Annotated in this window: 13 protein-coding genes; 5 read left to right on the top strand and 8 right to left on the bottom strand. The window is 42.3% G+C overall.

All coding sequences use genetic code 11. From position 1 onward, the window contains the following. Positions 1-75 precede the first annotated feature (75 nt). From R8O10_RS22370 to R8O10_RS22355, 4 genes are all read right to left on the bottom strand, one after another. Complete coding sequence (locus R8O10_RS22370) at positions 76-1,857, bottom strand: PglL family O-oligosaccharyltransferase (protein ID WP_318191746.1); 1,782 nt, start codon at positions 1,855-1,857, stop codon at positions 76-78. A 66-nt stretch (positions 1,858-1,923) separates the two neighbouring features. Further along, positions 1,924-4,746, bottom strand: coding sequence for an excinuclease ABC subunit UvrA (gene uvrA, locus R8O10_RS22365; RefSeq protein WP_262650201.1), 2,823 nt, complete (start codon positions 4,744-4,746; stop codon positions 1,924-1,926). Positions 4,747-4,895: 149 nt separating this feature from the next. Further along, positions 4,896-5,768, bottom strand: a complete 873-nt coding sequence (gene galU, locus R8O10_RS22360; protein WP_005381239.1) for a UTP--glucose-1-phosphate uridylyltransferase GalU — start codon at positions 5,766-5,768, stop codon at positions 4,896-4,898. A gap of 159 nt (positions 5,769-5,927) precedes the next feature. Next, the gene (locus tag R8O10_RS22355; protein WP_171346110.1) at positions 5,928-6,572 is read right to left on the bottom strand and encodes a LuxR C-terminal-related transcriptional regulator; all 645 of its coding nucleotides are present in this window, start codon (positions 6,570-6,572) and stop codon (positions 5,928-5,930) included. Between the two features lie 277 nt (positions 6,573-6,849). On the opposite strand from R8O10_RS22355, the gene R8O10_RS22350 reads away from it, so the two are divergent. From R8O10_RS22350 to R8O10_RS22330, 5 genes are all read left to right on the top strand, one after another. Continuing rightward, a complete protein-coding gene (locus R8O10_RS22350) occupies positions 6,850-7,389 on the top strand; it encodes a single-stranded DNA-binding protein (RefSeq protein WP_005387798.1) in 540 nt (179 codons plus the stop codon). A gap of 151 nt (positions 7,390-7,540) precedes the next feature. Next, complete coding sequence (locus R8O10_RS22345) at positions 7,541-8,890, top strand: tyrosine-type recombinase/integrase (RefSeq protein ID WP_206625961.1); 1,350 nt, start codon at positions 7,541-7,543, stop codon at positions 8,888-8,890. Continuing rightward, positions 8,880-10,487 (top strand): site-specific integrase, encoded by a 1,608-nt coding sequence (locus R8O10_RS22340; protein WP_206625960.1) that lies wholly within the window; start codon positions 8,880-8,882, stop codon positions 10,485-10,487. Before R8O10_RS22345 ends, R8O10_RS22340 begins: the two co-directional genes overlap by 11 nt. Further along, positions 10,480-12,705: a hypothetical protein gene (locus tag R8O10_RS22335; protein WP_140364822.1), complete on the top strand. Its 2,226-nt coding sequence runs from the start codon at positions 10,480-10,482 to the stop codon at positions 12,703-12,705. The genes R8O10_RS22340 and R8O10_RS22335 overlap by 8 nt, the downstream gene beginning before the upstream one ends. Beyond that, positions 12,705-13,199, top strand: a complete 495-nt coding sequence (locus tag R8O10_RS22330; protein ID WP_031418241.1) for a hypothetical protein — start codon at positions 12,705-12,707, stop codon at positions 13,197-13,199. Before R8O10_RS22335 ends, R8O10_RS22330 begins: the two co-directional genes overlap by 1 nt. A 98-nt stretch (positions 13,200-13,297) precedes the next feature. Here R8O10_RS22330 and R8O10_RS22325 read toward each other — a convergent pair whose 3' ends face one another. The 4 genes from R8O10_RS22325 to R8O10_RS22310 form a co-directional block, all read right to left on the bottom strand. Then, on the bottom strand, positions 13,298-14,458 hold the full coding sequence (locus R8O10_RS22325; protein ID WP_071233924.1) for a GIY-YIG nuclease family protein: 1,161 nt from the start codon (positions 14,456-14,458) through the stop codon (positions 13,298-13,300). Continuing rightward, entirely contained in the window at positions 14,459-16,426 is a 1,968-nt protein-coding gene (locus R8O10_RS22320; protein ID WP_318191745.1) for a DEAD/DEAH box helicase, read from the bottom strand. Beyond that, a complete protein-coding gene (locus R8O10_RS22315; protein ID WP_318191744.1) occupies positions 16,395-19,094 on the bottom strand; it encodes a DNA methyltransferase in 2,700 nt (899 codons plus the stop codon). The genes R8O10_RS22320 and R8O10_RS22315 overlap by 32 nt, the downstream gene beginning before the upstream one ends. A 201-nt stretch (positions 19,095-19,295) precedes the next feature. Then, positions 19,296-19,505, bottom strand: a complete 210-nt coding sequence (locus tag R8O10_RS22310; protein ID WP_065645068.1) for a helix-turn-helix domain-containing protein — start codon at positions 19,503-19,505, stop codon at positions 19,296-19,298. Positions 19,506-19,549: the final 44 nt, after the last annotated feature.

The following is a 19,549-nucleotide window of genomic DNA, read 5'->3' as shown; positions in this document are numbered from 1 at the left end:
AAAATACAAAACGCCCGATGAAGTACATCGAGCGTTTTAGTTAAAAAGTGTCAACCCATATCAGGACGGGTCATATTACTCAGCTCCTGAAGTGGGGACTGGTGAGGCAGAGATTGCTTGAGAAGGTGGTTGGTAATTGACGTCACTGAAATCAATCTTCGGGAACAAAAACTGCGCTTCAGCTCTAATTTGCTCCGCTTTACTTGAGTCATCTAAGCCTTGGTAGGCCAAAATCAAATTATTATAAAATGCAGGACGAGGCTTATCTTTGATGATTTTTAGCGACCAATCGATATAAGGCTGAATCAAGGTTGCGTCTTGTTGGTACAGCCCAAGGTTTAAAAACGTGCTATAGACATCCCAATCAAACCTGTCTTTCCAAACCACAGGGTTACTGACTTGATTCAGAATATCAGGGTTAGTTGGTCTAGTGGTCTCAAACTTCGTCAATACATAGTTCGTATGTAATGCGCTTACCATGTAAAACGTAAACGCAACGGGAAGTACCAAACTAAAAACACGCAGCAAGCTTTTGGTCACATTACTAAAGCCGACTTGTCGATAACGAGAGACGCGCTGATCGACCCAGTACAGCAGGATAACGAAGATCAACCAATGCACGAGAGAGTGGTAGAAAGGGTATTCCAGTTGTGAGTGCAATACGATAGGTATAAACAAGGCCAGCAACGCAAGACGAGTTCCGCGTTTGGCTTGATAGATTCGATACAATACCAGTGCCATCGCTAAGAAGATGCCGAGTATTGGCAGTAAGCCACCTTCTACTCCCCAGTAAAGCAGCTCGTTATGCGGATGATCCATGGCAGGCAAACCTGCTGGGTAATTCTCATTAAGGGCATGTTGACGAGCCGTATACAGCATGTACTCAGATTCAAACTTGCCATATCCATAACCAGTAAAAGGCTTTTCAATCACCATGTCTAATGTTTGCGGAAAAGTATACGCTCGAGGAGACTCCATATTTACTTTTTCTGCGGCTAACCCACCTCCATCAGGAAAGGCAAGATGCATGACAACGACTGAGAGTAAGAGCCCACTTACAAGTGACACAACCCAGCGGATAAAGCGCCCTTTGGTTGCAAAGCGGTACATGTATGGAATGACCAACAACACGGCGATGACCGAGGCTAACCAACCAGTGCGTGAAGCCAACGCCACAATTAGTGGTAAAGTTAAAACTGGTACGGCATAGAGAAGGTAAACATCGCTTAACTTACGGTCGTATTTGTAGGGCTGACGTGCAAGTAAATAGCTGGCAATCACCAACCCTGTCGCAAGAAAGCTGGCCATTACATTGGGCTGTTGGAAAATACCATAAGGACGATTGGCCACCGTGTCGTAACCAAACGGATTGCCTGGTTTGAGATGCAGATATTGTGTCAAACCAAAAATGGCTTCGATAACAACCGCAAGGACAATGAACCATAATAGGCGTTGGCGATGTTTATTACTGAAATGAAATTGTTGTAAAACAATAAAGAACAGGACACCACACCACAGGCCTATGAGCTTATTGGCTGCCAAGCTGCTATTCGCATTTGGGTACAGAATGGGCACTGTCATGATAAGAGCACTAATGAACAAGCCGATGGTTAGTTTTGAGTAACGTAGCACTCGATTATTCGCGAGTTGGTAACACCCAATGCCTAATGCAAAGCTAAAAGCAATCCAAGTTGTCACATTGAACGAAAGCGAAAGCCCCGAACCGCCGGGGTTGGGCATGAAAAAGTGCATTGCCAACACAAATAGTGTTGCCAAGGCAATGAGAAACTTGCGATTGAGGGGAACCTGTACTTTTTCGGGAGAAAGCTTTGTTCCACTTACATGTATAGTAGCCATAGTTATTGCGTTGTTTTGAATGAAAAAGACCAGCACTTGCTGGTCTCGGTACTTTACCTGTTTTTTCTACTTCAACATAGGCTTAAGGAAGTGAGCTGTGTGCGATCCCTCGATTTGCGACACATCTTCCGGTGTGCCTTGAGCGATTATCTCGCCGCCACCCTGACCCCCTTCAGGACCAAGATCGATAATCCAGTCCGCAGTCTTAATGACGTCCAGGTTATGCTCGATCACCACGACAGTATTTCCGTGGTCGCGAAGTCTGTGCAGTACAGTGAGCAACTGCTGGATATCATGGAAGTGCAAGCCGGTTGTTGGTTCATCCAAAATGTACAAGGTTTTTCCTGTATCACGTTTGGATAGCTCTCGCGCCAATTTAACACGCTGTGCTTCACCACCGGAGAGTGTTGTTGCCGCTTGACCCAATCGTATGTACGACAAACCCACATCCATCAGTGTTTGTAGTTTGCGAGCGATGGCAGGAACTGGATCGAAGAAGGTGCGTGCATCTTCGACCGTCATTTCTAGCACTTCATCAATAGTTTTACCTTTGTAACGTACTTCGAGAGTTTCACGGTTGTAGCGTTTACCTTTACACACATCACATGGCACATAAACATCTGGTAGGAAATGCATTTCTACTTTGATAACACCGTCACCCTGACAGGCCTCACAACGACCACCGCGTACGTTAAAACTAAAACGGCCCGGCTTGTAACCGCGAGAACGCGACTCCTGTGTGCCTGCAAACAGTTCACGGATTGGTGTAAAGATCCCCGTATAGGTTGCAGGGTTAGAGCGAGGTGTACGGCCAATTGGGCTTTGATCGATATCGATGACTTTATCGAAGTGCTCTAGACCTTTAATCGATTTATAAGGTGAAGGCTGAGCCGTTGTCGCTCCGTTAAGTTGGGTATGCGCAATTTTAAAGAAAGTATCATTAATCAGTGTTGATTTACCTGAGCCAGATACCCCTGTAATACAGCTGAATAACCCAACAGGAATTGAAAGGTTAACGTTTTTAAGGTTATTACCTGTAGCGCCTAATAGCTCAACCGTTTTTTTCGGATCTCGCGGCGTGCGATCTTTCGGTACTGCGATTTCTTTAACACCACTTAAGTACTGACCTGTCAGAGAATTCGGATTCGCGACTATCTCTTCCATGGTGCCTTCCGCAACAACATTACCACCATGTACTCCAGCACCAGGACCAATATCTATGACATGATCTGCACAGCGAATCGCATCTTCATCGTGTTCTACCACAAGTACGGTATTACCTAAATCGCGCAAATGGGTGAGCGTTTTTAATAAGCGTTCATTATCACGCTGGTGGAGACCAATCGACGGTTCGTCCAGAACATACATCACACCAACAAGACCCGCCCCAATTTGGCTTGCTAAACGAATACGTTGAGCTTCACCGCCTGATAAGGTTTCTGCACTGCGTGATAAGTTTAGGTAGTTCAAACCGACGTTAACTAAGAATTGCAGGCGGTCGTTGATTTCCTTCATCACTTTTTCAGCGATTTGGGCTCGTTGACCTTCCAGTTTCAAGGAATGGAAGAATTCCAATGCATCAGCAATGCTGAGTTCAACAATCTCAGGTAGTGTCGTATCAGCAATAAACACGTTACGTGCTTCAAGGCGTAGACGAGTACCGCCACAGCTTGAACAAGATTTAGTGGAGATGTATTTTGCAAGCTCTTCACGGACAGAGTTAGATTCTGTATCACGATAGCGACGTTCTAGGGTATTCAGAATACCTTCGAATGGATGGCGTTTAACGCGAATATCGCCACGATCGTTGATGTATTTAAACTCAATCTCAGTACGACCTGAGCCCTTTAGAATGACATCTTGCGTTTTCTTTGGCAGAGAATTAAAAGGGGCATGGAGGTCAAAACCATAATGATCGGCCAATGAGGTGAGCATTTGGAAGTAGTAGTAGTTCTTTTGATCCCAACCGCGAATCGCACCTTGTGCCAAGCTTAATGAATCATCTTGAATTACTCGGCTTGGATCGAAGTATTGCTGCACACCCAAACCATCACAACTGCCACATGCACCAGCAGGGTTGTTGAATGAGAAAAGTCGCGGCTCTAACTCTTGCATGCTGTAACCACATTGTGGACAAGCGAAGTTGGCGGAGAAAATAATCTCTTCACCGTCGCCATCCATTGGCGCGACAACCGCAATTCCGCCTGATAATTCGAGCGTGGTCTCGAAAGATTCGGCCAAGCGCTGTTGTAAGTCTGGACGAACTTTAAAGCGGTCTACCACGACTTCAATGGTGTGCTTTTTATGTAGCTCAAGGGTTGGAGGATCGGAAAGATCGCAAGTTTCTCCATCAATACGCGCACGAATAAAACCTTGAGCCGCTAAGTTCTCAAGCGTTTTAACATGCTCACCTTTACGTTCTTTGACAATAGGCGCCAATAGCATCATTTTGCTGCCTTCCGGCATCTCTAGGACTTTGTCCACCATTTGGCTGATGGTTTGCGCGGCAAGAGGGGCATGATGCGTTGGACAGCGGGGTTCGCCCACACGAGCATACAATAGACGTAAGTAGTCGTAGACTTCGGTAATTGTACCGACGGTTGAACGCGGGTTATGAGAAGTAGATTTCTGTTCAATAGAAATCGCGGGTGATAACCCTTCAATGTGGTCGACATCGGGTTTTTCCATCAGAGACAAAAACTGACGAGCGTAGGCAGAGAGAGACTCTACGTAGCGTCGTTGGCCTTCTGCATACAATGTATCGAAAGCGAGAGAGGATTTACCGGAGCCACTTAGTCCAGTAATGACAATCAGTTTATCGCGAGGGATTGTAAGATTAATGTCTTTAAGGTTATGGGTTCGGGCACCGCGAACTTCTATTTTATCCATCGTTTTTGCTCTATGTATAACCAAGTGGGGCAAGTATTACATAGTGTGAGAAATGTGCAAAGAAAATTACTGGATAAAAAAACAGTAAAGTAAAAAGCCCAGCGTTGTGCTGGGCTTTCGATACAGTAATTTCGTACTAAGACGATGCTTTATACTGCTTTTTGTGTTGCGTGCTTACCTAGCTCAGAGGTTTTTTCATCTTTTAGATACAGGTTTTCAAAACAATAGTTAGTTGCTTCGATGTAACCTTCAACGCTACCACAGTCAAAGCGTTTGCCCTTGAATTTGTAAGCCAATACACAGCCCGCTTTTGCTTGTTTAAGCAGCGCGTCCGTGATTTGAATTTCACCACCTTTACCAGGTTCAGTGTTTTCGATCAGTTCAAAAATATCGGGAGTCAGGATGTAGCGGCCAATGATAGCAAGGTTGCTAGGCGCCGTGCCTTTCTCTGGTTTTTCTACCATGTCGTCTACACGGTAGATGTCGTCTTTGATCATTTCACCAGAGATAACGCCGTATTTGTGTGTTTCTTCGGCTGGTACTTCTTGCACTGCAACGATAGAACAGCGGAACTGCTTAAATAGTGCCACCATCTGAGCCAGTACGCCCTCTTGCTCGTTCACACAAAGGTCATCAGCAAGAACAACAGCAAATGGCTCATCGCCTACCAATTCTCGTCCAGTTAGAATCGCGTGGCCCAAGCCTTTCATTTCGCGTTGACGTATATAAGTGAAGTTTGCAGATTCAATGATTTCACGGATATCTACCAACAGCTCTTCTTTGTTGGTACCGCTAATCTGATGTTCCAGTTCGTAGTTCTTATCAAAGTGGTCCATGATCGAGTGCTTGCCACGACCTGTCACAATACACATGCCGTTCATACCAGCTTGGATTGCTTCTTCGACACCGTATTCAATAAGCGGTTTGTTCACGACTGGCATCATCTCTTTTGGCATAGATTTCGTTGCCGGTAGGAAGCGTGTGCCATAGCCTGCAGCAGGGAACAGACATTTTTTTATCATTGGGGGAATATCCTATCTCGTTTTTATCAAGAATCTGCGCATAACTTTAACACGAGAGGTATCAATGAATCATGAATAAAGTAGGAAAAAATGTGAGACTCGGTGCGGAAAAAAGATGAGCGACTCGTCATTTCAGTTATCAGAGCCGCTCACATTGCATCACGAAATTAAGTTTTGGTCTGCCCAGGCGATTGCCTGTACTCGGTTCTTTACGGATAGCTTTTTGAATATCTGATACAAGTGCGATTTGATGGTGAATTCACTGACGAATAACTCTTCGGCCATCTGACTGTTCGAGGCGCCAGCTTGTAGGCAACGCAGTACTTGTAGCTCACGAATGGTTAGGTCTACCGTAGCTGGTGCAGTATGAGTATTAATGACATTGCGGTAATAGTGTAAAAGTTGACTGGTTACATTACGCGGCAGCCAGTTTTGACCGTTAACAATGCCTTTTAACCCTTCTCCAATTTGCTCTAGCGTATCTTCAGAATAAAACACACCTTTTAATTGACCAAATGAAAGAAGTTCATCCGTGGTTAGTCTTTTAGGCACGTTGAAGACAACGGTTTCAAAGTTTTTCCATACAAGAGGCAAGTTTTTGATCGATTGAACAAGTGATTTATGTTCACTGAAGTCGATCAGTAGAATTTTATTACGGTGTTGTGGCTTGGCTTCCATGAGTGCTTCGGTTGAAATCACCGGGATGCTCATATCAATGTACTTTTCGAGTGCCGCCACTTTTTTTTGCGCATTATCTTCCATACTGATCAGAAATAGCTTTCTTGCGTAAGCCGACTTTCTCACGTGTTCCAATCTCCCTGGGTTCAATAGAAGCCATAAACTGGCATTAAAGAGAGGCCATAACCATCGCTTTACTGAATAAATGCGTTCGAATTCAAAGCTTCACGAAACGATGTCTGCAACGCGAATCAAAAATGCTACACACGTAAGTTGAAATACGATTTGGGTTCTAGAGGGTGACTCAATAGATCACAATGGTATTAGACTTTAATCAAAACATTAAAGCGTGCTATTCTAATGCGCTAAAATTTTATATATCCAGAGTGAAACGGAGCACATCATGGCCAGCCGTGGAATTAACAAAGTTATTTTGGTGGGGAATCTAGGTAACGACCCTGAAATTCGTTACATGCCGAATGGCGGTGCAGTAGCAAACATTACTATTGCGACTTCTGATTCATGGCGTGATAAAGCGACTGGCGAACAGCGCGAAAAAACGGAATGGCACCGTGTTGTGTTGTTCGGCAAACTTGCGGAAGTAGCAGGTGAGTACTTGCGTAAAGGCTCTCAAGTTTACATTGAAGGGCAACTGCAAACTCGCAAATGGCAAGATCAAAGTGGCCAAGATCGCTACTCAACTGAAGTCGTTGTTCAAGGCTTCAATGGTGTGATGCAAATGCTTGGCGGTCGTGCTCAAGGTGGCGGCGCACCAATGGGCGGTCAACAGCAGCAACAAGGTGGATGGGGTCAGCCTCAACAGCCAGCTCAGCAGCAGTACAATGCGCCTCAGCAACAGCAACCACAACAACAGGCTCCGCAGCAACCACAGCAGCAGTACAATGAGCCACCAATGGATTTTGACGACGATATCCCGTTCTGAACTAAGACAAAATAAAAAATGTTGAAAAATACACTAAAGGCCGCTAATAGCGGCCTTTTCTTTTATTGGCTGAAAAAAAGTGTTTATTTTTTAGGTTGAACGTGTATATTATTAACTTACAAGTTTTTATGTTGATTTTTTTGGGTTGGGTATGAAGATTGAGATAAAGAAGTTTATGAGCGGTGAGCGTTATGTCTTTTTACTAGACGATGACGGCATGCCTGATTTTTGGGTAACGCACTTTGTCACTATGAAACTCCGAAAGCATATAACGACATCTTCAATTCAGCAGTATCTAAAGTCCATCAAACACTTAAAACTTTGGGAAAGTATAAATGGCAGAGATCTGCTTGAAGAAATTTACAATGGTGTCATTCCAACTCTTGATGATATCAATGCTCTGAAAGAGCATTGTAGCTATCGAGCTACCGTCTTCAAAAATCAGACTAAAACAAATGTTACCGATATGGGGAAATTTCATCTTTCTAAATCAAAAGATAAGCCTACCGTCACAAAGTCTCAGTATATCTCTCGCATAGCTCACATTACTGAATATCTGCACTTTTGTGGGATAGAGCGAGTTAAGAAGAAACCTTCCGCTGTGCAGTTATCTGATGCGCTTAATTTAATGAAGACGCAGTTAAAAAGCGACATGCCGAAGGATCGCTTAAAAAGTAAGCAAATGGCTTTAGATAAATCAGGGATACCAGATGATGTATTTGAAGATTTTGTTGCCGTGGCCAAACCCAACTCTGAACACAATCCCTTTCGTAACCCTGTCATTCGGTTTCGAAATTACCTCATCGTTCAAATCTTGTATGAAACGGGATTTAGACGCAGTGAACTAGCAGCTCTAAGAATTGGTGACATCGGTACTGACACTGACAACCCCACTTTATCAATTGTACGCAGACATAATAGTAAAGAAGATCCTCGTTTAGATGAGCCTACAGCGAAGACGCTTGGTAGAACCGTCCCAATCTCGAAAGAACTGAGAGATTTGCTAAATATCTACGTTAAAACACATCGTTTTCATACAAAGGCGGCCAAAAAACATCCATTTATATTTGTCTCTCACAAAGCCAAAAGTGGAAGCCATGAATCAGGTCAACCGCTTGTAAAACAAACGATAAACGATATTTTTAATCGTATTCGCAAGGTTAATTTTGAACGTTTTTGGGGGATCACGCCACACAGCTTTAGGCATTATTTCAACCATCAGCTATCCAAATGTATTGACCAAGAAAAAAAAGCGGTTGAGGAAGAAGTGAAGCGATTAGAAGCCGAAGGGAAGCCCCAAGCAGCCAAACTATATGCAGATGAAAATAAAATCACCGAACAGCGTGAGCTAGAGATTAGAGCTGAGAAGAATGGACATTCCGACCTAAACTCTGGCAGACCTTACTTGAAACGAACAGTTATAGAACAAGCCAATAAGATGCGGAGAAAGATGCATGAAAATTTAAAACATAAGGCTGAAGTAGGTGTTTATGGCTATTAATACGAAAAAAAACAGTGCTTATAGAGATATAAAGTCAAAGTCAGACAAGCGACTAAGTAAAGCTAACTATGAGTTTGACGTTTATTCTGATAATTGGCAGTTGGATACCAATGTGCGTTTGAATTTGACTCTTTTAGAACCATTAAGTCTTACTCCTAAGTTTTCTGAGTGTTTCAGACTTGCTTTAGCGGACTACGCTGCTGAGTTTTCATCTTCTTACACGTCCAATATTTTTCGAGAGTGTCGTGCTCTCTTTGCTTTTGGTGTGACAAATAAAATCAGTGAGAAGCACGTCGTCAATTTTAAGAGCAGCTTGACTAAAAACACAGAATACAAGCTAGGGAGTATCCGTGCTTTTTTGCTTGATTGGCATGACAAGGAAATCTACGGTGTTGATAAGAAAGTTGTTGGCTTGCTCTCAGCGCTCAAAATTTCAGGAAATGAAAAAGGGAAAGCGGTTGCACTTGGTTGCCCGTTTAGCGGTGCTTATACACTGGAGGAGCAATCCGCATTCATTACGTGGTACGTAGATGCATTTACAGAGCAGCTCATTTCATTATATGACTATGCATTTATCATGGCATTGCAGTACACAGGTGCTCGGTCTCTTCAATTAACCCATCTGTATTATGAGGATCTACTCACAAGAACAGAGGCTGGCATTGAGCACTTTGATTTACGAATACCTAACGCCAAAAAACGTAATGAAACGTTTAGAGGGTCTTACCAAATCAAAAAAGATGTGAGTGAAGACCTAATATTGGTGCTGACTGCACAGGCAAAACAATCAATAAAAATGGTTGAAGAACATTTCAACGTTAGCCTTACTAGTCAGCAGAAAAAGCATATCCCCATTTTTATTAATGACCGAGAGATATCGAATCTCACTGACTTTAGTGCATTCGAAGAAATACAACAGAAAACGCCTGATTTATTGTGCTTACGGACGAGAGGTGCAAATCCATCAGTAGGGGAAATAACACGAAGATTAGCTCGGCTTTGCCCCTTAAAAACAACCCGAATTAAAGTGGGTGGGGATTATGGAGATTTGCATATTAATCCACGTCGATTTCGTTACACTCATGCGACGAACATGTCTATGCTTGGAGCCAGCGAGCATACGATAGCTGAGGAGTTAGGGCATGAAGATACTCAACATGTCACCGTGTATACCGAGTTTAATGAAGAGATGGCGGATAGAATCGACGAGGCGCTAGCTACCGATCTTACCCCATTAGCTCAAGCTTTTTCTGGCACGTTAATAGACAGTGAAAAAGACGCAATTCGAGCTAACGATCCTCGAAGTAGAATTAACAATGACGAAGGCAACCCTTTAGGAAACTGTGGAACATTCGGCTTTTGCGCTAATGGCTCTGTACATTGCTACACATGTAACAAATTTCAACCTTGGTTAAATGCTCCTCATGAAAAAATGCTGAAAAGCGTCGTTTTGAAACGAGATCGAAAGCGTGATATGGGAGCCAGTGAGTTTGTTTTGCAAGGACATAACCGCAGTATCAATGCTATTAAGGCGGTCATTCTAAAGTGCAACGCAAGAAAGCAAGAGTTAGAAAATGAAGGAGCGTTAAATGTCTAATGTTTTGCTGTTTACTCCTAAGCATCAAATTGATTTTCAAAAAAATTATGATGATTTTATCGCTTTTGCAAAAAATGACCTGAGTCTGTTTGAAGACATTCAGTTCAAAACCCCTGAAGGCATTATTCAGAATGGCTGGGAATGTGATAAGTGGTCGTGGAAGACGGAAAAAGGAAAAAAGCTGACGATTGTTTTTGGGGCAAGTCAGAATCATTCAAAATATACACCTTTCCAGCTTCCTTTTTCTGACTTTGCGAAAGCATATGTTCGCTACCAGCAATCGCTTAACAAGAAAGATTCAACTACTTGGGCTTCATCACTTGTATTCCTCTATCAAGCATTAGAAGAGCACGCTGCTCACAATGATAAATCTTCAGTTGATATAATGAACATCAACAATAATGTGATTGATCGCGTAGAGCAGAAGATACGGAGCAGTGATTTAGGCGCTGGCGGCAAACGCAATATCGGCCTTTCGTTCGAAAAGGTATTGAAATTCATCAAAGAAAAACGATTTAAACTAGATCTACAAGATTGGTCGAACCCGTTTCCTCGTCAATCTGACGCGAGCATAAAACTAGACGAAAAAAGTCGCAAGGAAATGGAAGATAAATGCCCGTCAGATTATCAGATGTTGCAAGTAGCAGACGCTTTTCATAAAGCGAAGACACCACGCCAGAAGTATTTTAGTAGTCTTTGCGTTATGTTGATGTGCCAGCCCAGCCGAAATACCGAATTGAATGGTTTGACTGTCAATTCATTACAGCAAAGTGATAAAGGTCGTTGGTACTTGATGTGGCATCCTGCCAAAGGAGGGGATGCCGTTCGAAAGTGGGTGCCAGCTTTGCTAGAAGACGTTGTTAAACAAGCATTTGAAAGACTTGTTGAGATTTCTGCTCCAGCTAGATCTGCTGCAAAATTTGCGTACGACAATCCTGATCTGTTCATGTTGGCTAGTGACTCAGAAAGCTCTCAAGACAAGCCTTTGACATATAATCAGTTCGCGAAAGTAATGGGATTTAAAACAGGTAAATCAGAAAGAGGAACCGACATCACTTGGACGACGTATGGTAGCAACGTCAAGTGGTTAAATCGTTTAATTAGCGACTTGAACAATGTGAACGATTGGAAAAAGGACTTGTGTCAAGGACACATCGTTCTCCCGAACAATGAGATCGTAAATAGATACACTGGTAAGCCAACAGGAATCGTCATTCGATTTCCTAGTTACAGGGATCTCCGTTCTGTTATTGATGAACAATATAAGACGCTGGATTTCCCAAATTATGGCGACATGAAAGTATGGGATTGCATCACATTAGTCAGAGATCATGAATTTCACAAGGAATTCGCGGTTAAGCCCTTCTCATGGGTTCATCTTGGACATGGCTCTCTGAGTGATGCTATCGGCTCTGACAGAGGCATAGAATCAATTTTTGATGAGCTAGGTATCACAGATGAAGATGGGACACCTCTCAAGCTAAATAGTCACCAATTTCGTCACTGGTTAAACACGAAATTAAAGTTAGCAGGTGAAGCTGATTGGCTTATCGCCAAATGGTCAGGGCGAGCTGATATCAAGCAAAACAAAGCTTACGACGGACGAACTGAAAAGCAAAAGTCACGTCTAACTCAGCGTATTGGGCATGTTACGATTGGATCTGGTGTCATGACTGTTGCTCAAGCTAACCAGTTGTTAGAACCTTACACTGCCGAAGCGCCGCCACCGCCAATGGTTTTACATGACCTTGGACTTCCCATCTCACTGAAAGCTCTTGGGGTTGATAGGGATGGTGTTGCTCAGTTCACGGGGTTAGGCTTCTGTGTTCATAACTATGCCGAAAGTCCATGTGTTAAAAATGGTGACTGTGAGGTCTGTAATGAACATGTTTGCCTTAAAGGTATGCCTCACTCTCTTGATGAGTTAAAAACTCTTGAAGCGCTATATGAAGAGCAATTGAGGCATGCAAAAGCCGCCGCAGAAGATCAGGTTTTTGGAGCGGATAGATGGGTTACAGCTCTGGGCTTTCGATTGTCTAAGATAAAAACACTCATTTTTCTTCTTGAAGATCCAAAAAAAGCGGATGGCGCACACGTTAGAATACCTGATGAGCTATCACCATCTCCTGTGAAGCGCTCACTGAATATAAATGAACAAAGCGCTATCCAAGGGTTTGATCTTATGGCTTTAGCACTATCTGATATGAGGGAGGCATAATGGCTTTTGTTCCAGATAACAAAGAAACGATACTGGCTATCATCGATGGGTGGACTGGCAAACTTAGTTATGAGCTTTTAGCTGAGAAATTACAGTTAGAACTTGGCCTAAAAAAGCCGCCATCACGTTTTACATTCACCAAGTATGATGAAATTAAGCATGCTTTTGATTTGAAGAAAGAGCAGCTAAGGCAAAAGAAATCAGAAGCTATCCAAGATGCCAAGTCGTTGTTCGAAAGCACTGACAAATTAAGTGATCTTATCTCTAATCTAGGGAATGATGACGTAGCGATTGCAGAATTAATCAAGCAAGTAGAAAAACTTGAAAAAGAGAATGAAAGGCTTAGTTCAGAAAATAAAAGGCTTAATTCTCAAAATGATATGTTGCTTGAGAGATTTGCGAGATGGCAATACAACCTTCAGAAGATGGACGGCGTCGATCTCAATAAGTTAGTTTCTACACTTGATGATGGTCTGCCTGCCAAGTCCATATAAGGTGTACTACAACTAATTCAGTCCTGAATTGTACAGATCTAGCAGCTTATCCAAATGAGGCATTATCTATCTGGATATCTAATGCCTCATTCACTCGTTTAACGCTCAACAATATTTTGAGTTATAGCATCATAACGATAGTTAACAATGTCACCCGTGATCAGCATCTGTATTGCCTGTTTAATGCACTCTAAAGGAGCAATAAACCATTCTCTAGGTGTATGGGCAATCCCTTTGTGATCTGCCACTTTCACATCCAAACAAGAATGCCCAAAGAAAGTGTGCAACAAACCTTCGAACTTATTAGCTTTCATGTTGTAGCACTCAAACTCTGACACTAGTTGAACTGGTGCCATTAGGTAGGTTGGCTCATTCTCGGCATTAGCAATACGTTGTTTTACAGGTGTGGTTGAATAACCAATTTTGTATAGATTACGTACACTGCTGATTTCAGGCTCACAACTTAAAGATTTTAGGATATAGATATAACCAGACTTTTGATCGTCACTAGTGATGTTTAGCAACTCATCTAAAGCTTTATCACTTTTATCTAATATTCGACGTCCCGTCTCATCCTTGTATAGCTCAGTCGCTAGCGAGCGCAGCAACATGTCAGATTCCGTGCCGTTTTCAAAAACCAGGTGTAATCGAGCATTTACCTTACCATTCTTCTTCTGCCTCTCTTCCATGTCAGAGACATAACAAGTGATGCCATGAAGAATGAAGAACATACCCTTTTGAATTTGCTGCTCCCCAGTGAATTGAACCGCTTCTTTTTCGCCTGTTTTAAGGTCAGTATGGCACTGTTTAAACAGAGGCTCATAGTCGTCAAAGTTGGCACACTTCTTACGCTTGGCAACATGACGAGGCATTTCTAGGGTCTTCTTAACGTGTTTGAGATTGAAGATGCTGTCATCAGGTAATTCCAATATCCCTAACATGTCATCAGCAAGTATCGCTTCAATAGAGTCTGGTTTCGGTTCTTCAAACCGTGGTAGAAGTCCATGAATATCGTACTGCTCTAGCGCACGACAATGCTGTTCGTTGCTACGGATAGACTCCAGGCTTTTGCTGCGCATCAGCTCTATAGGATTGCTGCGATTCGCTTGCGGCTCTCTTCCATTCTTATCAAAAAACTCGTTAATCTGCTTAAACTTAGCAATTAAGTGATCATCGGCGGTTGGTGCCGATGATTTAGGTTTTGTTTTTAATAACCCTAACGTATCGGAAGCAATAATATCTTTCAGCCAATCTTCCATCTACATTACCTCTTTCTGTGCTTGTGCCGCTTGTTCTTGAGCGAGGCGGCGCAGATAGATAATGCACTGAGCCAACTCACGCTCACGACCATTGCGAGAGTTAAGGTCTGGATGTCGATTGTGTTCTTTCACAAACTCTTGAACTTTCGGCCACAGTGCTATGGCTTCTTCTTTGGACATTTGCATGCGAGTTGATTCGATAGAGTCTTGAATCAACTTAAGCGTGTCGGTGTTAACTGCTTTTGACAGAATCTCAAATGCTTTCTGGAACGGGTTGACCTGATCGATAAGGTCAATGTGTAGCTCATCAATATTGATGAACTTATCCGCCATACGAACAAATTTCTTGCCCCCTTCTTCTTTAACCTCAGAAGTTGAGATCGCTGAGTCCACAACCACTCGTTGACGAATCTCCTCGATCTCATCTTTAGAAAGATCTGGATACTTCTTCTCGATAAGTTTAGGGATCAACACCTTGTTGATAACTTCAGGATCGTGACCTGCTGCTGAGGCTTTCACGATGTTGTCATCTTGCAAAATAGAGGCTTTTAGATCATCAAGGTCTGTTTCTAATATCTGCTTAGTACGCTTGGTACTTGGTTCTTTTAAACCACCAATACTGATCACTCCAGGCGGTGTTGGCTCCTTATCGGCTGGATCTTTTGCTTTAAACTTAAAGTTTGGTGCCAACACTTGCTCCATGAGAAGAGAACAAGTGATTGCCTTGAGCATGTTGTTCACGGCATAGTTTACTTGATCACTTGAAGCATCAGGCTCCGCAATCAAGTTGGTAAACTGAGCGTGAGTCTTATTGTGGCTATCACGAGTACAACGACCAATAATCTGTACGATTTCAGTCAAAGAGTTGCGGTACCCAATTGTCAAAGCATGCTCACAAAAACTCCAGTCAAATCCTTCTTTCGCCATGCCTAGCGCAATAATGATATCGATGTCATCTTCATGCTCAATGTCACGTAAAAACGCTTGGGTTTTTTCTCTGTCTTTTTCATCCCATACGAGGTCTGCAACTTTGATGATTTTGCCATCTTCCTTACGCTTGATATGAATGACACCAGTCTCAGGATCAGTGAATTGGTGTTCACCAATAATATCTAAGATAGCTGCTACCTGTTCATACTTGTCATCTTTGCCTGATTCAGCAGAGTTTACATTTGGGATATGAACAATCGTTTTCTTATCGGTATCCAGCACCTCTTCTATTGCAGTGAGGTAATGCCCTTTGTAGAAGTGGTAGCCAATACCCAAAGACTTGAGGTACTGGTAGCCGTTCAGTTGTTCATAATAGTTAAAAGAAACCTTGTCAAACTTCATCTCATCTTCTGGGGTCAGGATAGATACACTATCCCCACGGAAGTAAGAGCCAGTCATCGCAACGATGTGTGCAGTGCTGTTCTCGATAAGCGCACGCAGCACATCACCCAACACGTTGTCACCATCAGCAGAAACATGATGGAACTCATCGATTGCCAGTAGGGTGCTGTCAAAAGCAGTGTCTTCCAACTCTTGATAAGCGAAGCGCAAGGTAGCGTGAGTACAAATTAAAATGCGCTCGTCACTACCTAAAAACTCTTTAAAGATTTTAACTTTGCTTTGATTGCTGGCAGACGTGCATAGGTTGTAATGCGGGTTGATGTTCCAATCTGCAAAGAAACCGTACTTCGTTAGCTCGGTGTAGCCAAAAGAGCCACCGATAGAACGTTCAGGAACGGCAACAATAACCTTATTGATAGCTTGATTATGAAGCTTATCTAAGCCAATAAACATCAAAGCACGAGATTTACCAGAAGCAGGTGGCGCTTTAATCAATAGATATTGGCTTGCACGCTGCTCAAAAGCGCGAGCCTGCATGGCTCGCATCCCCATATCGTTGGTGTTAGTGCTTTCACCTGTTTGCGCATAGGTTACATGGACTAAATCAGGCATTTTTACCACCCACCATTTTTCCATATTGTTCCAATAAGATTTTCAACTTACTCTCATCGTTAGTAAATTCCTTACTCGAGTAAATTGAAGAAACCAATCTATCATTTGCCTCATGAGCTTTTACTAAAGAACTAGGCATTTTGTCTGGATCATATAATTCAGCGAGAGATAACTCAGGGTAATCTTCCCTTGCTTCTAAAATTGCGTAAGCTGAGTTTTCCAATCGTTCTTTATCTATCTCGGATAAATCAGGAATTGGGAAAGTATTCCAGCACAATGACGAAGAATATCTAATGCGGTTTTCTAGCTTACCAGACAATAATTTAACCCAAAGAATGTGGTATTCAGACATTAGAATAGAGAACACCCATGCTGGTGCCTCATAAATAACCTGCGCGGAGTTTGGTACGATTTCTTCAGAACTTATGAACCCACAGGGCAAATATTTCCTTCTTTCAGAAGACACTACAGGAACGACGATCGAACTTTCTTTCGTTGAGTGAAATTCTCTGAACTGATGACCTTGTGATGAAATTTTTTGTTGTCCTTTATCACTACTATTAGCCCTTTCCAATTTGGTTTCTTCTATTCTTGAATTAATTGGAGGTATTGCTTTAGCTTCATCCAACGAACTATCATGAATCCACAAGCAATATCTTTCTGTACCATTGATTAATTCTGAAGAACCAATCATCCTCCTTAGTAACACTTTGGCTTCTGGATACTCTTTTACCAAGGATAAATATTCATCTTTACTTAAAATCAAAGCATTACAACAACCTGTATAATTACCTCTAACCATCTTCGGAACATTTGAAATAGGCTTAGTTCTAGCCTCGATAAATAATGTGGGGGCATCTAACAAAAAAGGATTAATATTTTTTGGTGTTGAAATAATGCTGTCATCAAATAATTGAGTTTTATTTGATTCAACTCCACATAAACTAACAATAACAACCGTTACCCCAGCATTATCCCTTGCATTATTTTTCCATTTAAATGACTTATAGGCAAACCTGATCCTCAAACCATCTAAAAGGAGTGGCCATAAGATAGGTACTTGCTCACCTTGACAAATAGAATTGGTTGAAACAAACGCACAAGAACTTAACTTATTGTTTTTAATGTAATTACTCGCTTTCATAAACCAGATTGAGATGTAATCTAGTTTTCTTCTTTTCTTGAATGAACCAAAAACTGCGTCAATATCCTCTTTTTGTTCAGTATTTTGGTTTCTAGTTCCAAGATAAGGAGGGTTACCCAAAATATAAACTTCGTCACTATCACAAGCAGGACATACACTTTCCCAGCTAATGCGAGCCGCATTCCCCGCAACAATTCGTCCACTTTGCTTCAATGGCAGCGTTGGTGCCGTGTAACCAAACTCGGTCTCAAACACCATATTCATTTGGTGTTCGACTAGCCAAAGAGAAAGGATTGCCATCTCATGAGCGAAGTCATCAAGCTCAATACCATAAAACTGGTCAAGACGGATTGCCGAATGAGACTCGTCAAATAACCCCATCATTCCTGAGTCCGACTCGCCCTCAAGCTCACGAATGCGCTTTAGGATCTCAATTTCTAACTCTCGAATTTCTTTATATGTGATGATCAAGAAGTTGCCTGAACCACACGCTGGGTCAAAGAACTTAATTCGGCTTAGACGCACCTGAAGTTTCTTTAGTTTGTTGATGTTGTCGTTACACTTATCAAACTCTTCATAAAGATCGTTCAAGAACAACGGCTCAATCACTTTCATAATGTTTGATACCGATGTGTAGTGCATCCCCATTTTGCTACGGGTTTCTGGGTCGGCAACACCTTGAATCATAGAACCGAAGATATCTGGGTTGATATCAGACCAATCTAAAGAACCTGAATCCAGTAGCATTCGACGAGCTTTGGCATCAAACGTAGGTACTTTTATTTGTTTCTTAAACAAACCACCGTTCACGTAGGGGAAGTCATTAAGATACTTAGGTAAATCGTTACGCTGATGCGCAGGTGTATTTAACACATCGAAAAGGCGCTCAAACACACCAACCAAATCGGATCCATCTTCCTGAGTGTGTTGGTTCAAAAGATTCGTAAACTGGTTCTCAGAGAAGATTTTGGTGTCTTCGGCAAAGAAGCAGAAAAGCAAGCGGTTGAGGAAGACCACCATTTCATGGAGTTGCTCTCTGGTAGCATTTACTGGGTAGTTAGTGGCCTTGATGTGGTCAAAGAAATCTGCCATTTTCTCAGCAGCTTTAACATCCGCAGGGTTCTCACCACGGTAAACCATTTTCTCCATCCCCGCCCAAGGCAGGAAGAAATCGAAGTGCTTCGCTAGTTGACCAAGCTCGATATCAAGCGTGTCTTGAGTCTTGGTATCAATAGCAATGAGCTGAGAGAAATCAGTAACAACAACAAAACGAATCTTATTAGTAGCAACCGTTTTGCTGTTCTTGAGCGCATCAATTTCAGCGAACAAGTTTGAGGTACATGGTTTGAAGTACAGATGACGCTTTAAAATCACCTCACCAGTACTCTTAGCAAGATTACGTTCACCTGACTTAACACGGCTGACTACTGACTTACGATGTCCGTAAGCCAACAATAGCTCGTAGATAAAAGCATCTTTTGAGATTTCTTGGCTTGATACTTGTTTTACCAAGCTCTTAACATTTTCTTCTATTTGTACGCTATTCATGTTTTTTACTGCTCAAATGACATTGGTTGCATTGTATATTCAACGTTTGTAATGAACCATGAGAACACCTACATTTTTTGTGTCTTTTGGCTCTTACCGTCTAATATCCTAGGCTAGGAGGTATAATCGCAGGTTTACGTTTATTGTTGCAGCGATTTATACGGGATACGGGCTTGATGCTAAGGATGAAAGCTTGCACAACTATGGCAGCAACTCCTTAGCGTCACAGCCCAAAGTCTCAGCAATCTCATACAACTTCTCAATCGTGATATTGACTTCACCGCGCTCAATGCGTCCCACATAACTTCTATCTATCTCTGCGAACAACGCGAGCTTATCTTGAGTTAACCCTTTGGATTTCCTCATTTTTACAATGCGTTTGCCCACAAGTGCTGCAAGCTTCTTGTTCATGTTTTTTATTTATGCAATTAATTTGTTGAACAATTACACAGTTG

Source organism: Vibrio sp. 1727, from assembly GCF_033344415.1.
Classification (GTDB): domain Bacteria; phylum Pseudomonadota; class Gammaproteobacteria; order Enterobacterales; family Vibrionaceae; genus Vibrio; species Vibrio alginolyticus.
The sequence above is the reverse complement of the archived record's forward strand: the minus strand, read 5'-3'. Positions and strand labels throughout refer to the sequence as shown.

Coding starts and splice junctions, on each gene's coding strand:
- R8O10_RS22315 (WP_318191744.1), bottom strand. CDS start 19,094: ATGAATAGCGTACAAATAGAAGAAAATGTTAAGAGCTTGGTAAAACAA.
- R8O10_RS22335 (WP_140364822.1), top strand. CDS start 10,480: ATGTCTAATGTTTTGCTGTTTACTCCTAAGCATCAAATTGATTTTCAA.
- R8O10_RS22350 (WP_005387798.1), top strand. CDS start 6,850: ATGGCCAGCCGTGGAATTAACAAAGTTATTTTGGTGGGGAATCTAGGT.
- R8O10_RS22310 (WP_065645068.1), bottom strand. CDS start 19,505: ATGAACAAGAAGCTTGCAGCACTTGTGGGCAAACGCATTGTAAAAATG.
- galU (WP_005381239.1), bottom strand. CDS start 5,768: ATGATAAAAAAATGTCTGTTCCCTGCTGCAGGCTATGGCACACGCTTC.
- R8O10_RS22340 (WP_206625960.1), top strand. CDS start 8,880: ATGGCTATTAATACGAAAAAAAACAGTGCTTATAGAGATATAAAGTCA.
- R8O10_RS22330 (WP_031418241.1), top strand. CDS start 12,705: ATGGCTTTTGTTCCAGATAACAAAGAAACGATACTGGCTATCATCGAT.
- R8O10_RS22325 (WP_071233924.1), bottom strand. CDS start 14,458: ATGGAAGATTGGCTGAAAGATATTATTGCTTCCGATACGTTAGGGTTA.
- R8O10_RS22370 (WP_318191746.1), bottom strand. CDS start 1,857: ATGGCTACTATACATGTAAGTGGAACAAAGCTTTCTCCCGAAAAAGTA.
- R8O10_RS22320 (WP_318191745.1), bottom strand. CDS start 16,426: ATGGAAAAATGGTGGGTGGTAAAAATGCCTGATTTAGTCCATGTAACC.
- uvrA (WP_262650201.1), bottom strand. CDS start 4,746: ATGGATAAAATAGAAGTTCGCGGTGCCCGAACCCATAACCTTAAAGAC.
- R8O10_RS22345 (WP_206625961.1), top strand. CDS start 7,541: ATGAAGATTGAGATAAAGAAGTTTATGAGCGGTGAGCGTTATGTCTTT.